Annotated in this window: 14 protein-coding genes and 1 tRNA gene; 3 read left to right on the top strand and 12 right to left on the bottom strand. The window is 69.5% G+C overall.

All coding sequences use genetic code 11. From position 1 onward, the window contains the following. Positions 1–809, bottom strand: an 809-nt coding sequence (locus AB3X43_RS02280; RefSeq protein WP_369428270.1) for an Arm DNA-binding domain-containing protein, incomplete at its 3' end; no start/stop codon positions are given. A 76-nt stretch (positions 810–885) separates the two neighbouring features. Between AB3X43_RS02280 and AB3X43_RS02285 the strand changes: the two genes are divergently transcribed. Continuing rightward, positions 886–1004 (top strand) — tRNA-Met (locus AB3X43_RS02285). Here the strand turns inward: AB3X43_RS02285 and AB3X43_RS02290 are convergent. The 10 genes from AB3X43_RS02290 to AB3X43_RS02335 form a co-directional block, all read right to left on the bottom strand. Further along, positions 983–1813 (bottom strand): SDR family oxidoreductase, encoded by an 831-nt coding sequence (locus tag AB3X43_RS02290; protein ID WP_369428271.1) that lies wholly within the window; start codon positions 1811–1813, stop codon positions 983–985. The genes AB3X43_RS02285 and AB3X43_RS02290 overlap by 22 nt on opposite strands. After that, on the bottom strand, positions 1810–2715 hold the full coding sequence (locus AB3X43_RS02295; protein ID WP_369428272.1) for an amidohydrolase family protein: 906 nt from the start codon (positions 2713–2715) through the stop codon (positions 1810–1812). The genes AB3X43_RS02290 and AB3X43_RS02295 overlap by 4 nt, the downstream gene beginning before the upstream one ends. A 58-nt stretch (positions 2716–2773) precedes the next feature. Further along, positions 2774–3502, bottom strand: coding sequence for an SDR family NAD(P)-dependent oxidoreductase (locus AB3X43_RS02300; protein WP_369428273.1), 729 nt, complete (start codon positions 3500–3502; stop codon positions 2774–2776). Further along, positions 3499–4149 (bottom strand): PIG-L deacetylase family protein, encoded by a 651-nt coding sequence (locus AB3X43_RS02305; protein WP_369428274.1) that lies wholly within the window; start codon positions 4147–4149, stop codon positions 3499–3501. Before AB3X43_RS02305 ends, AB3X43_RS02300 begins: the two co-directional genes overlap by 4 nt. Further along, positions 4137–4949, bottom strand: a complete 813-nt coding sequence (locus tag AB3X43_RS02310) for a sugar phosphate nucleotidyltransferase (protein WP_369428275.1) — start codon at positions 4947–4949, stop codon at positions 4137–4139. Before AB3X43_RS02310 ends, AB3X43_RS02305 begins: the two co-directional genes overlap by 13 nt. Then, a complete protein-coding gene (locus tag AB3X43_RS02315; RefSeq protein ID WP_369428276.1) occupies positions 4946–6328 on the bottom strand; it encodes a DUF4910 domain-containing protein in 1383 nt (460 codons plus the stop codon). Before AB3X43_RS02315 ends, AB3X43_RS02310 begins: the two co-directional genes overlap by 4 nt. Continuing rightward, positions 6318–6893 carry a dTDP-4-dehydrorhamnose 3,5-epimerase family protein gene (locus AB3X43_RS02320; protein ID WP_369428277.1) on the bottom strand — a complete coding sequence of 192 codons (576 nt, stop codon included), beginning with the start codon at positions 6891–6893 and terminating at the stop codon, positions 6318–6320. Before AB3X43_RS02320 ends, AB3X43_RS02315 begins: the two co-directional genes overlap by 11 nt. Continuing rightward, on the bottom strand, positions 6890–7927 hold the full coding sequence (locus AB3X43_RS02325; RefSeq protein ID WP_369428278.1) for an NAD-dependent epimerase/dehydratase family protein: 1038 nt from the start codon (positions 7925–7927) through the stop codon (positions 6890–6892). Before AB3X43_RS02325 ends, AB3X43_RS02320 begins: the two co-directional genes overlap by 4 nt. A 29-nt stretch (positions 7928–7956) precedes the next feature. Beyond that, positions 7957–9210, bottom strand: coding sequence for a methyltransferase domain-containing protein (locus AB3X43_RS02330; protein WP_369428279.1), 1254 nt, complete (start codon positions 9208–9210; stop codon positions 7957–7959). 80 nt (positions 9211–9290) lie between these two features. After that, complete coding sequence (locus tag AB3X43_RS02335) at positions 9291–10331, bottom strand: glycosyltransferase family 2 protein (protein WP_369428280.1); 1041 nt, start codon at positions 10329–10331, stop codon at positions 9291–9293. Between the two features lie 188 nt (positions 10332–10519). On the opposite strand from AB3X43_RS02335, the gene AB3X43_RS02340 reads away from it, so the two are divergent. Together AB3X43_RS02340 and AB3X43_RS02345 are read left to right on the top strand one after the other, a co-directional pair. After that, a complete protein-coding gene (locus tag AB3X43_RS02340; RefSeq protein WP_369428281.1) occupies positions 10520–11512 on the top strand; it encodes a LysR family transcriptional regulator in 993 nt (330 codons plus the stop codon). 110 nt (positions 11513–11622) lie between these two features. Then, positions 11623–12306: a glutathione S-transferase family protein gene (locus AB3X43_RS02345; protein WP_369428282.1), complete on the top strand. Its 684-nt coding sequence runs from the start codon at positions 11623–11625 to the stop codon at positions 12304–12306. Between the two features lie 34 nt (positions 12307–12340). Here the strand turns inward: AB3X43_RS02345 and AB3X43_RS02350 are convergent. Next, positions 12341–13098: class I SAM-dependent methyltransferase (locus AB3X43_RS02350; RefSeq protein ID WP_473965045.1), on the bottom strand; the 758-nt coding region annotated here is incomplete at its 5' end.

The following is a 13098-nucleotide window of genomic DNA, read 5'->3' on the forward strand; positions in this document are numbered from 1 at the left end:
GCCACCTGAAGGAACGCGGCCGGCACCGGGTTCGACAGCTTGCGCACAGCCTCGAACCACAGGGGCAACTGTTCGCGCTGTAGGCAATCGTCCTTCGTGCCCACCGGGGCCACCAGTTCGCGCACGCGGCGGGGCTTGTGGGCTTCGGCCTGGGCGATGGCGCAGAACTCGGGATGCTCGCCACACCAGCGCAGGAAGCCACGCAACAGGCGGAAGTTCCGGGCGGCCACGGTCGGGCGGTTGGCTGTCTCGACCTTCAGCCATGCTTCCACAGCGTCGGCGTTCACCAGCGCCAGCGGACGCGACAGCAGGGCCAGCAGCGGGCCGGGTTGCGTGGTCAGGGTCTTGGAGCGTGCGCGGGCCTCTCCACCGGCCTGCACGGCGCTGGCGTGGTCCCGCTTGCTCAGGTCGCCCCAATGTGCGGCGCGGGCGGTGCAGTAGGCGCCCCAAGCTTCCAGCCCGGTGACTTGCTGGCGCTGGCGTTCGACCTTCGCGGCGGCACGGTCGGCGGTGTCGCTGGCGATTGTGGCGGCTTTCTCTGCGCGGGGGTCGGTGCCCTTGTCCACCAGCGTTTGCAGCCTGCGGGCCTCGGTACGGGCCTCGGGGATGCTCCACGACTCCGGCTTTCCGATGGTTATCCGCAGCACGGCGCCATTCAGCCGGGACTGGAAGATGAACGCTCTGTCCCCGGCAGCCGTCACCCGCACCGCTAGGCCAGGCGCAGTGTCATCCCATAGGAACGCCTGAGTTTTCCCGTCCGGGCATGTAGCTGATGCAATGCGGCCGGCAGTGAGTCTGATTCGGGCCATCCTGAGTCCATGTAAGCGCCTATGTAAGCACCATTGTCACATGCGGATAAACGCTACTCAACACTGTGATACGGGTAAGTCGTTGATTTACATGGAATCAGGCTCGCGTATCAACTGACATCAACACCTCAAAACAGCCGCTTTCAAGGACTCATAATCCTTTGGTCGTAGGTTCAAGTCCTACACGGCCTACCAATCGAATCCGCACTGGATGTGCTCCCGATCGCCCGGTCCAGGTGCGTGTAGCCCCCGTCGACCACGATCCACTGCCCCGTCGTGTGGCTCGACCGTGGAGACAGCAGGAACACCACCATGTCGGCGATTTCCTCGGGTGTGGTCATGCGCTGGCCGAGCGGGATGCGCCGCTCGATCGCCGCCTGTGCCGCGGCGGGATCCGGCAGGCGAGCCAGTTCGCCGCGGTACATCGGCGTCATCACCTCGGCGGGGATCACCGCGTTGACCCGGATGCCGTCGCCACGCAACGCCGCAGCCCACTCGCGGGTCAGCCCGAGCAGCGCGCCCTTGCTGGCGACGTAGCCGCTGGTGTCGCCCTGACCGGTCAGCGCGGTCTTGGATCCGATGTTGACGATGGCGGCGGCGCCCGCCGGGCCGTGGGCCTGCAGGTACGGCAGGCAGAGGTGGGCCATCAGGTAGCAGTGCGTCAGGTTGCGGTCGATGGATTGCACGAAGGCGCTGCGACCGGCCTCCAGTCCGACGTGGTCGTTGACACCCGCGTTGTTCACCAGCCCGTGCAGGCCACCCAGGGATTCGGCGGCCCGGGCCACCGCCGTGCGGCAGGCGTCCTCGTCCGTCAGGTCGAGCTGGTGGAACTGCGCTGCGGGCTGCAGTGTGCGCAGCGTGTGCGCGAAGTCTTCCGGCAGCGGATCACGCCCGAGGATCACCGGGACTGCGCCCTCGCGCGCCAGGCTCAGCGAGATGGCCGCGCCGATGCCCGATCCGCCTCCGGTGACGAGGTAGGCGCGGTCGTTCAGGTGCAGGTTCATGGGGTACGTGTGTCGGGAAGGAAGAGGCCGTAGAAGCGGGCGGCGTTGGTGCAGCGGATGGCGTCGCGCTCGGCTTCGCCCAGAGGCTGCATCAGGGTTTCGCTGACGTCGATCCAGCGGGCGTAGTCGGCGGCGAGATTCAGCACTGGCCAGTCGCTGCCCCACAGCAGCCGCTGCGGGCCGAACAGCGCCAGCAGCGTGTCCCACACCGGCTGCAGCGCCGCGATGCTGGGCGGACCACCGGCGCGGGCGGGGTCGGTGGCCTCCGTCAGCAGACCGGACAGCTTGCAGTGCACACCGGGCAGCGCCGCGAGTGCTGCCAGTCCGCTGCGCCAAGCCACGGCCCAGTCGCCGGACCAGCCTTGCGCCAGCTGCGGCTTGGCGGCGTGGTCGACCACCACGGGCAGTTCCGGCCAGTCGTGCAGGAAGCGCAGCAGCGGTTGCAGATGCCACGGCTGCACCAGTGCATCGAAGCGCAGCCCGAGGCGAACGAGCGTGCGCATGACCTCGGGATGCGGCGCCCGGGCGATCCAGTCGGCATCCGGCAGATCCTGCAGCATGGGCCGCACCCCCTTCAGCCGGGGATGCGCCGCCCAGCGTTCCAGCGTCGCCACCGATTCGATCCGGCCCAGGTCCACCCAGCCGACCACGCCGCCGATGAAGGAATGCGCCTCGGCCAGCGACAGCAGGAAGTCGGTCTCGGCCTCGCTGTCCGCTGCCTGCACCAGCACGGTCTGCACCACGCCGTGCGCGCTCAGCAGCGGGTGCAGGTCGGCGGGGTCGAAGTCGCGGCAGATCGGGGCCAGCGCCGCCACGTCCGGGCGCAGCCAGTGGTAGTCGCCGCGGGCGGGGCGCCAGAAGTGCTGGTGGGCGTCGATGCGCCGGGGTGGAATGGGGGCCATGTGGGCGGCATCTTGGCCACTTTGCCAGCCCGTGGTGGGGGGAGTTTCCCGTGGCTGCTCAGACGAGGTATGTGCGGACATGGTGCCGCTCGCCAGGTGTCAGCGTGTCATCGGCCAGCAGGCGCCGCACCGCCGCCGCCACGTCCTCGACCTGGCCGAGTGCTCCGTCGCGCTGGCGCTGGGCGAAGGCCGCTGCGCCGGGGTAGTCGTCGGGCGAGGCGTTGCGCAGCGTGGCCTGCATGCCGGTGTCGAGGGCGCCAGGGTCGATGCTCAGCGCGAGAAAAGGATGCGCCTGCCGCGCCTGCTCGGCGGCGACGACGCGCATGAACTGGTCCATGCCCGCCTTGGCCGCGCTGTAGAGCGACAGCCCGGCGTGGGCGCGCACGGCGGCGCCGGAGGAGATCTGCGCGACGACCTTGCGGCCCGGGCAGGGCTGGAAATGCGCCATCGCCGTGGACAGGAAGGTGATGCCCGAGACGAGGTTGACGTTCAGCGCGTCGATGACGTCGCCGACCGGAGCGTGGGCGGCAGGACCGAGCGGCTGCACCGTGCCGGCGTTGTGCAGCACCAGCAGCTCGGTGACCGACAGCGGATGGATCCCCGCCAGTGCCACACCGACCGCCTGCGCGACCGCCGCCGGCTGTGCCAGATCGACCCGGATCGAGTCCGCCATCGGAGCGGAGCGGGACCACTCGACCACGCGCCACCCCGCCGCCTGCAACTGCGTGACCAGCGCATGCCCGAGGCCGCGCGAGCCGCCGGTGACCAGCGCCAGCCTGGGGTTCACAGCACCACCTTGCGTGCGTGCAGTGCTTCGGCCTGCCCGCTCGGTGCGCGGCATTCGATGCCGCGCAGCGCCATCAGCCCCTGGAACGTCGCCTCGGTGAACCAGCCCTTCGAACGCTGCGTGCCGAAGTGCTTCATCAGGTGGCGTACCTTGCGGCGCGCGATGTCCGCGGGCAGTGGCACATAGACATTGGGCTGGCCGAGGTCGCCTTCGTACTTGGGGATCTCGTACTCCAGCACGAGGTGGTCGCGCCAGGCCTGCCAGGTCAGCTCGGCAACGGTGCGGTGGTCCTGGTGGCGGTCTTCCAGCCGGTGGGTGAGCACGACATCGGGCGTGATGCGGCGGCCCAGGTCGGCGAAGAAGGCCTTGATGCGCGCGGTTTCCGACGGGAAATGGGCGTCGCTGAAATCGCCGATCACCACCTCGGCGGATGCCGCGTCCTTCAGCAGTGCCTTGGCGCTGCGCCGCGCCTCATCGGCGCGCTCGCCAGGGGCGCTCAGCACGACCCAGGTGACATGCACCTGCGGCACCTCCGCCAGCCAGCGCAGCACGGCGCCGCCGCAGCCGATCTCGAGGTCGTCGCTGTGCGCGCCCAGGCAGAGCAGGTCCAGCCGGGAGCGGCCTGCCGCGGGATTCAGGGACAGCATGCGTGGCGTGCCGATTCGATGCGCTCGGGCTTCCAGACCATCCACGGGCAGTTGCCCTTGCCCTCCATGCGGTCGTAGGTGATCTTGTCCTTGAAGGTGTCCATCGGCTGCCAGAACCCGCGGTGGCGGAAGGCGCCGAGCTGGCGCTGGGCGATGAGCCGCTGGAAGGGGGCCTCGACCAGTTCATCCCCCTCTTCGAGCACGTCGAAGATTTCCCGGCGCAGGCAGAAGAAGCCCGCGTTGATCCAGTATGGCCGCTCGTTGAGCGGGCCGAAGCCGGTGACGATGCCGTTGTCGTCGCTGTGCAGCGCGTGGAAGCTCTGCGGCGAGGGCACGGTGGCGAAGCTGGCCGTGACGCCGCTGGCGCGGAACTCGGCGAGGTGCTGGTCCAGCGGCAGGTCGCTCAGGCCGTCGGCGTAGTTGGCGAGGAACTCCTCGTCGTCGCCCAGGTACTTGCGGGCGCGCATCAGGCGCTGGCCGATGTTGGCGTGCAGGCCGGTGTCGACGAAGGTGATCTTCCAGTCCTGCAGGTCGCTGTGGACCAGATCGACCTTGCGGCCACCTTCGCTCAGCACGAAGTCGTTCGACAGGCACTCGTTGTAGTTCAGGAAGTACTCGCGGATCAGGTCGCCGCGGTAGCCCAGGCACAGGATGAATTCCTTGTGGCCGAAGTGCGCGTAGTAGCGCATCAGGTGCCACAGGATGGGCCGCACGCCGATGTTGACCAGCGGCTTGGGGATGGTGTCGGAGTGCTCGCGCAGGCGCGTGCCGAGGCCACCGCAGAAGAGGACGACTTTCATGGCAGAGGGCCTTTCTTTCGGGAATCGAGGTCTTCGGGCACGGCGGGTTCGACCGTGCGCAGCAGCCCGGCACGTTCGAGCGCACTGGCGGCTTGTTCCACTTGCTCGAACGGCAGCCGGGCGCGCTCGGCGATGGCGAGCAGGTCGCGGCTGCCATCGGCCTGGTTCAGCACCCACAGCAGCGCGTGCTCGAACGCACCGGGTGCGCCGCCGCCGACGCTGCCGTACAGGCCGCGCTTGCCGAGCCGCGGCTCGCCCTTGGGGCTGAGGTTGAGCGGCGTGCGGTTGGCGTCGAGCACCGAGGCGAGCCGGGCCAGCGTCTGCAGCGCCGCGGCGAGCTGCGCGGGGCGGATCAGCGACAGGTCGTCGGCGCTGGTGTGGTATTCGGCGTAGGTGCTGTTGGGCGAGCGGGTCAGGCGGCCCACGGCCAAGTCGAAGCCGGGTGAGCAGAACTGGCGCTCGTCGTAGCCGTAGGGCTCGAAGTCGAGCAGCTTGGCGGGGGCGTGGGCGTCCGTGCCGCGCAGGACGTGGGCGGCAGCGCGGTCGGTCAGCGTGTCGCCGCGGCGGCTGTGCTTGTAGTGCAGCACGCCTGGATCGCCCAGCAGCCCGAGCACCAGCCCGGCGCGCACGCGACCGAGCCGCTCTTCGTTGCGCGACAGCCAGGCCAGCGAGCCGATGGTGCCGGGGCCGAAGATGAAGCGCCACGTCAGCCGGGGCTTCGTCGGGGCTTGATGCAGCGCCCGCGCCAGCTCGACCGCGACGGCGATGCCGCTCAGGTTGTCGTTGGCCAGCGAGGGGTGGCAGGTGTGCGTGTAGACCAGCACCTCGTCGTCGGACTCGCCCGGAATCACCGACTCGGCGTAGCTCAGGTGCCCCGGCGCCAGGTCGGCGTCGATCACCACCTCGTAGGGGCCGGGCCCGAGCCGCTCGCGGTCGCGGTGGCGCAGGCAGAAGCCCCACTGCTCTCGGTAGTAGCTGGTGCGGTAGGGAATCCAGTCCGGATGGTCGGGCAGCGAGTGCAGGTGCGGCTGGAGTTCGTCCAGCGTCATCGTGCGGCGCACCGGCACCGAGTAGCCCATCACGTGCAGGTTGTGGGCGCGGAAATCGACCACACGGTGCCCGTCGCCTCCTGGACCCAGATCGGCGATCCACGCATCGCGGATGTTCCACTCGCGCGGAATCTCCCAGTCGCAGGCGGGCGTGCCGCTCGGGACTTCGGTGCGGACCAGCGGGATGCGCGCGCCGATGCAGTCCAGCGTCTGGCGCACGCCGTCGCCGGTCAGGCTGCGGCACAGCGGGTAGAGCGCCTCGATCAGCGCCCAGGCGTCGGCGGCGGCAGCGCCCGCCGCGTCGTCGGAGAGCAGGGCGTCAAGCAGCATCCGGGGTCCCGGCTGCGTAGCGCTGGCGGTGTGCAGCGTCGTCGAAGTCGGCGGCGTCACGGTCGCGCTCGGACATCGCCGTCACCGGCAGCGGCCACGTCAGTCCGAACGCCGGATCATCGGCCCGCACGCCCGCGCCGAGGTCGCCCCGGTACGCCTCGGTCATCATGTAGAAGACCTCGCTGTCGTCCACCAGCGTCTGGAACCCATGCGCCACGCCGCGCGGAATCCACAGCGCGTTGCCAAGCGCCGAATCCAGCTCCACCGACACGGTGGCGCGGTAGGTCGGCGATGCGGGGCGCAGGTCGAGCAGCTGGTCCAGCACCCGGCCGCGGGTGCAGCGCACCAGCTTGCATTCGGTGGCGGGTGGCCACGCGAAGTGCATGCCGCGCAGCGTGCCGGCGCGGGCGTTGTACGAGGTGCTGGTCTGCACCATGGCGGCATCCAGCCCGTTCGCGGCGAAGGTCTCGCGGCACCACGTCCGCGCGAACGAGCCGCGCTCGTCGGCCATCGGCGCGAGGCGGATGTGCCGCACGCCGTCGATCGCCGTCGGCGCGAAGATCAACGCGCGCTCCAGTACAGGTCGTCGTCCACCTGCCCGGTGCGCTGCAGGTACTGCAACTGCTTCAGCCGGGTGTAGGGGCGCCAGCGGTGGTCGGCCTCGGTGAAGTCGATGCGCTGGAACAGGCTGGCCAGCTCCTCGGCGCCGCGCTTTGCGGTCCAGCGGGCGACAAAGCCGGGCAGGCGCTTCTCGATCTTCTCGAACGAGACGCGGTAGCTGCGGTTGTCCGCGCTCGGCGGGCCGGCCGTGACCTCGCAGCCGGGGAAGGCGGCGGCGACGAGCTGGGCGATCTCGCGCACGCGGAAGTTCTCGTCCGTGCGCCCGACGTTGAAGACCTCGCCGTTGATGGCATCGGCCGGCGCTTCGACCGCGCAGCGCATCGCTTCGCAGATGTCCTCGACGTGGACGATCGGGCGCCACGGGCTGCCGTCGCTGACCATGGCGATGCGCCCGGTCGTGCGGGCCAGTGCGCACAGGTCGTTGAGCACGATGTCGAAGCGCATGCGCGGCGACGGCCCGTAGGCGGTGGCGTTGCGCAGGAAGACGACGCTGAAGTCGTCGCTCGCCATCGGCGTCACGTCGCGCTCGACCAGCGTCTTGCACACGGCGTAGGCGGTCTGCGGGTTGACGGGCGAGCGCTCGTCGAGGAAGTCACCCGTGCCCACGCCATAGACGCTGCACGACGAGGCGTAGACGAAGCGCCGCACGCCGGCTTCGCGCGCCGCCTTGGCGATGCGCAGCGAGCCTTCGTGGTTGATCTTCATCGTGACCTCGGGGCGGTTCTGGCCCAGCGGGTCGTTGGACAGCTCGGCCAGGTGGATCACCGCGTCGAAGCCGGCCAAGTCGGCGGGCTCGACGGTGCGCAGGTCCTTGAACAGCGTGCGGGCGCTGAGGCGGGTGGCTTGCGGGTCGTGGTAGAGCCGGCCGTCGCCGTAGAAGCCGATGTCCAGGCCGGTGACTTCATGGCCAGCGGCTTCGAGCCAGGGAGCGAGGCGGGCACCGATGTAGCCCTCGGTGCCGGTGACGAGAATTTTCATGGTGGGCAGGTGCTGGGCAAGAGGGAGGGTCAGAACACGGTCACTTCGGGGATCGGCACGACGAACTGCCCGCCCCATTCGCGGATGTACGAGGCGTCGCGTGCGATCTCGTCCTTCAGGTTCCACGGCAGGATCAGCACGTAGTCGGGCCTGGTCTCGCGGATTGCCTGTGGGGCCAGGATCGGGATGCGGGTGCCGGGGGTGAACTTGCCCTGCTTGTAGGGGTTGGCGTCCACCGTGAAGTCGAGGAAGTCGGTGCGGATGCCGCAGTAGTTCAGCAGCGTGTTGCCCTTGCCCGGCGCGCCGTAGCCGACCACCGTCTTGCCGCGCGCCTTGGCGTCGATCAGGAAGGCCAGCAGCTTGCGCTTGGTCTCGCGCACGCGGTCGCCGAAGCCCTGGTAGCGCTCGGTGCCTAGGTAACCGTCGGCGATCTCGCGTTCGCGCAGGGCGTGGACCCGTTCGCCGATCGGACGCGCCGTGCCATTCACGTTCTCGTCGGTGTGGCGGGCGTAGATGCGCAGCGAGCCGCCGTGCGTGGGCAGCTCCTCCACGTCGAACAGCGTCAGGCCGTGGTGCGCGAAGACGCGCTCGACCGTGACCAGCGACAGGTAGCTGAAGTGCTCGTGGTAGATGGTGTCGAACTGCACGCCTTCGATCAGGCGCAGCAGGTGCGGGAACTCCATCGTGATCGTGCCGCCCGGGGCGAGCAGGTGCTTCATGCCGCCGACGAAGTCATTCAGGTCCGGCACGTGCGCGAGCACGTTGTTGCCCAGCAGCAGGTCGGCACGGCCGTGTTCGCGGGCGATGTCCGCAGCGGATGTGCGGCCCATGAAGCGCACGGTCGTCGGGATGCCCCGTTCGATGGCCACCTTGGCGACGTTGGCGGCTGGCTCGATGCCCAGCACCGGGATGCCCGCGGCGACGAAGTGCTGGAGCAGGTAGCCGTCGTTGCTGGCGATCTCCATCACCTGGCTCTGCGGGCCGAGGCTGAAGCGCTCGGCGGCCATCACCGCGTAGCGGCGCGCGTGTTCCACCCAGCTCGACGAGTAGGACGAGAAGTAGGCGTACTCGCTGAAGATCGCATCCGGCGCCACGAACTCCTGCAGCTGCACCAGGTGGCAGTCATCGCAGACGTAGGCGTGCAGCGGGAAGAAGGGTTCCATGTTGCCGAGCTGGTCCGGCGCGATGTGCGTCTGGCACAGCGGGCTCATGCCCAGATCGACGAAGCTGGTGCGCAGCGGCGCCCTGCAGAAGCGGCATTCGAGGGCGGAGGTGCGTGTCATGTCGGGAAGATCGGCGGTTCGGGGGGAAGGTTGAGCCCGGAATGGCGCGTGGTGGCGGCCGTCCGGCATTCCGGGATGGATCAGGTGCCCAGGCGCTTGGTCCAGCGGGTCACGGTTTCCCAGACCGGATTGGCGCGGCTGGTGGACATCACGGCACCGGCCATCGCCGCAGGCAGGAAGAGCGCGCCCGTGGCCCAGGCCAGCATGGCGGCGCGCTGCGTCTCGTTGTAGCCGGGGCAGGCCTTCAGCGAGTCGCGCATCAGGCGCCAGAGGCTGCCGGCGGTGTCCTGCTTGAAGGGGTGGGCCTCGCGGGCCCAGCGCCACGAGGTGATGCGGTGGCGCACGTGGGTGGGCAGCATCAGGAAGGGGCCGTCGACCACGATGCCTGAGCGCTCGCGCAGCAGCGCCATCGTGCGGTCGCGGCTGCGCTCGACCAGGCTGACTTCGAGGCCGATGCTGCCGCTGTAGTTGCCGCGGTAGCCGGGCGCCGCGCTGGGGTTGGCCTTGCGGTGCAGGCGGTAGCCGCCCAGCGGCCGGCTGGCGCCGACCACGCGGCCGTGGAAAGGCGCGGTGACGAAGGGCACGGTGTCGGTGCAGATCGGCCAGTCTTCGGGCCTGACCGGGAAGTAGGGCGCGACCGCCGAGCGGCGATAGAGGTTGCCGCTGCCGGGTGGACCGGCGTAGTGGCCGAGCGTGCGGATGACGGGCACCACGTCGCCGTCATGCCGCAGGAAGGGGATCACGCCACCGAGCAAGGCGCCCTCCGCGTCGATCAGCCGCATCGGGTAGTGGACCTTGGCGGTGCCGGCGTCGGCCAGCGATAGGCAGGTGGCCATGGCGTCGTCGTCGAGCACGTCGTCGGCGTCCAGCCAGACGATCCATTCGCCGCATGCGGCCTCGATGCCGAGGTTGTAGCCCTGGCCCTGGCCGATGTTGACCTTCTGGCGCACCAGCCGCACCCGGTCGCCGTAGCGGGCGATCACCGACAGCGAGTCATCGGTCGAGCCGTTGTCGACCACGATCACCTCGCAGCCGGGCTGGGTCTGACGCAGGGCCGAGTCGATCGCCGCACCGATGAACCGGGCGTAGTTGTAATTCAGAACGACGATCGAGACGTGCATCGAGATGGTCCGGGAAGAGAACGATCAACCGGCCTGCTTGGCATCTTGATCGTAAGTGACTGTAACTTATGTTCCTTGAATAGTCGGATATCGGCAGAAACCGGGCAATCCCGAGGAATCGGGTCCAGCACAGCCTGTCCGGGGGGAGGGCTCCCCGGTTCGGGTGGTGCGATGGATACCATCGGCGCATGAATCGCATTCCGCACCGTCCGCTCCCGCTGGATTGCCTGCGCAGCTTCGAGGCCGCGGCGCGGCGTCTGAGCTTCAGCGCCGCTGCCGAGGAGCTGCATGTCACCCAGCCGGCGATCAGCCGCCAGATCAAGGGGCTGGAGGACGAGCTTGGCGCCCAGCTCTTCCACCGCGCCACGCGCAAGGTCGAGCTGACCCTGGCCGGCCAGACGCTGCAGCGCACCGTGCAGCCGGTGCTGGCGCGGCTGGATGCCTGCGTGCGCCAGATCCGCATGACGCGCAGCCGGGCGCAGGTCAGCGTGACGACCTTTCCCTCGTTCGCCTCGCTGTGGCTGATGCCGCGGCTGCCCGATTTCGAGCGCGCGCACCCGGACGCCGACCTGCGCATCGCCGCGTCCGACCGCCTGGTCGAGGTCGATGATCTCGAGCTGGACGTGGCGCTGCGCCACTGCAGCGCGGACCGGGTGCCGGCTGGTGCCGTGCGGCTGTTCGGCGAGGTGCTGACACCGGTGGTCAGCGCCGGACTGGCGGAGGCCGTCGGACGGGGCCATGCGCCGCGGCTGTCACGCCCGGCCGATCTGACCGAGCACACGCTGCTGGAGATGGACGACGGCCATTCGCCCTCGACGCTGCTGTCCTGGCCCAGCTGGCTGGCCGGCTGCGGGCTGGCGCACCTGACGCCACGGCGCTGGATCAGCGTCAACTACACCCACCAGCAGGTGCAGGCCGCGCTGGCGGGTCAGGGTGTGGCGCTGGCGCGGCTGGCGATGGTGCACGAGGCGTTGGCGCGCGGGGATCTGGTCGAGCCGTTCGGGGCGTCCGGGCGCCGCTGGGCGCCGCCGTGTTACTGGCTGGTGCCGCTGGGTGGTGCGGCTGTGGCGCAGCGTCCCGAAGTCCGGGCCTTTGCCGACTGGGTCCTGGCGCAGGCGGCGCTGACACGGGTCGCGATCGGAGACGTGGCCGATCCGGAACTGGATGCCCATGTCGACTGAGCGCGCCGGCATGCATGACGCCCGGTCATGGATGGCATGCAGGATCGTCAACCGACGCGGTGGCGCGGCCGCCTAGCATCGTGGCGTCATCCACGACAGGAACAATCCCCATGCAGCTCTACATCGGCAACAAGAACTACTCGTCCTGGTCCATGCGTCCGTGGGTGCTGCTGCGGCAGTTCGGCATTCCCTTCGACGAGGTGATGGTGCGCTTCGACAGCTTCGATGCCGGTTCGGTGTTCAAGACCACGCTGGCCGGCCTGTCACCGACGGGCAAGGTGCCGCTGCTGGTCGATGACGACGGGCTGGTGGTCTGGGACACGCTGGCGATGGCCGAGTACCTGGCCGAATGCCACCCCGAGCGTGCGCTGTGGCCGCGCGAGGCCCGCCAGCGTGCCCGTGCCCGTTCGATGTGCGCCGAGATGCATGCCGGTTTCACGGGTCTGCGCAGCCGCTGCCCGATGAACATCGAGGCCTCGCTGCCCGAGATCGGCGCGCAGATGCTGGCCGAGCACCCGGCGGTGCAGGCCGATCTGGACCGGCTGGTGGCGATGTGGACCGAAGCGCTGGCGGACAGTGGCGGGCCGTTCCTGTTCGGTACCTTCAGCACCGCGGATGCGTACTTCGCACCGGTGGTAGCACGGCTGCGCACCTATGCGCTGCCGGTGTCGCCGGTGGTGGCCGACTGGATGGCGCAGGTCTGGGCTGCGCCGGGTGTGGTGGCCTGGGTGGCCGAGGCGCTGGCCGAGCAGGATTTCCTGGCGTTCGAGGAGCCGTACCGGACCGCCCGCTGAGAAAGAAAGCGGTACGCCTCGGGTCCGGCGTCGGCTATTCGCTGTGGACGCCAGCCAGCAGGGATTCGCGTGTGGCTGCGGATTCCTGGAGCAGCACCTGCAGCGGCCGCGAACTGGCGGCGGGCAGCAGCTGGTCCTGCGCCGGCACGGTGTCGTCCGGCACCAGGCAGTCATGGCTCATCGTGCGGGCCAGCGTGCGCTCGGCAGGTGTGGTGGCCACCTTCTGGAGCACGAGCACCATGGATGCGGCCTTTTCGCGGCGGCAGTTCCTGCGGTTCAGGTCGCGGTAGCCGGAGTTCTCGATCTGGAAGCGGTGCGTGAACCAGCCGAGCTGCCAGAAGGTCTCGGTGTAGCAGGTCCAGGAGTTCTCGTTGAGCGCGCGCAGGTGGGTCGGGTCGCGCCACGCGGTCGGCGAATGCTCGCAGGGCACCTCGACGACCAGGCGTCCCCCTTCGCGCAGCAGGACCAGCGCCTGCGTCATCAGCGTGGCCAGGTCCGGCGTGCGCACCAGCACGTTGCCTGCACCGATCTCGGCGAACTGGCCTGCCTCCAGGCGCACGGGTCCGCAGAGGGTGCCGTTCATCAGCAGCGGCAGTGTCTGCCACTGGCCGAGGTCGAGCAGCAGATCGGGCTGGGTCTCGGGGTGGGTGTCGATGTTGAGCCAGCCTGCGCGGTAATCCGCGCCCGCAGCCAGGTTCAACCGCAGCGGGCGCCATGGCTCCGGATCGCGCGTGCGCACGTTGGTCTGGCCGTAGCCGCTGACGAAGGCCAGCATGTCGGCGAAGGCCTCGG

Origin of the sequence: Sphaerotilus sp. (assembly GCF_041083715.1) — a bacterium.
Lineage (GTDB): Bacteria > Pseudomonadota > Gammaproteobacteria > Burkholderiales > Burkholderiaceae_C > Sphaerotilus.

Bases quoted from the DNA above. Each gene is read 5' to 3' on its own strand.
- AB3X43_RS02330 (WP_369428279.1), bottom strand. From the start codon at position 9,210: ATGACACGCACCTCCGCCCTCGAATGCCGCTTCTGCAGGGCGCCGCTG.
- AB3X43_RS02340 (WP_369428281.1), top strand. From the start codon at position 10,520: ATGAATCGCATTCCGCACCGTCCGCTCCCGCTGGATTGCCTGCGCAGC.
- AB3X43_RS02345 (WP_369428282.1), top strand. From the start codon at position 11,623: ATGCAGCTCTACATCGGCAACAAGAACTACTCGTCCTGGTCCATGCGT.
- AB3X43_RS02295 (WP_369428272.1), bottom strand. From the start codon at position 2,715: ATGGCCCCCATTCCACCCCGGCGCATCGACGCCCACCAGCACTTCTGG.
- AB3X43_RS02310 (WP_369428275.1), bottom strand. From the start codon at position 4,949: ATGAAAGTCGTCCTCTTCTGCGGTGGCCTCGGCACGCGCCTGCGCGAG.
- AB3X43_RS02325 (WP_369428278.1), bottom strand. From the start codon at position 7,927: ATGAAAATTCTCGTCACCGGCACCGAGGGCTACATCGGTGCCCGCCTC.
- AB3X43_RS02305 (WP_369428274.1), bottom strand. From the start codon at position 4,149: ATGCTGTCCCTGAATCCCGCGGCAGGCCGCTCCCGGCTGGACCTGCTC.
- AB3X43_RS02335 (WP_369428280.1), bottom strand. From the start codon at position 10,331: ATGCACGTCTCGATCGTCGTTCTGAATTACAACTACGCCCGGTTCATC.
- AB3X43_RS02315 (WP_369428276.1), bottom strand. From the start codon at position 6,328: ATGCTGCTTGACGCCCTGCTCTCCGACGACGCGGCGGGCGCTGCCGCC.
- AB3X43_RS02290 (WP_369428271.1), bottom strand. From the start codon at position 1,813: ATGAACCTGCACCTGAACGACCGCGCCTACCTCGTCACCGGAGGCGGA.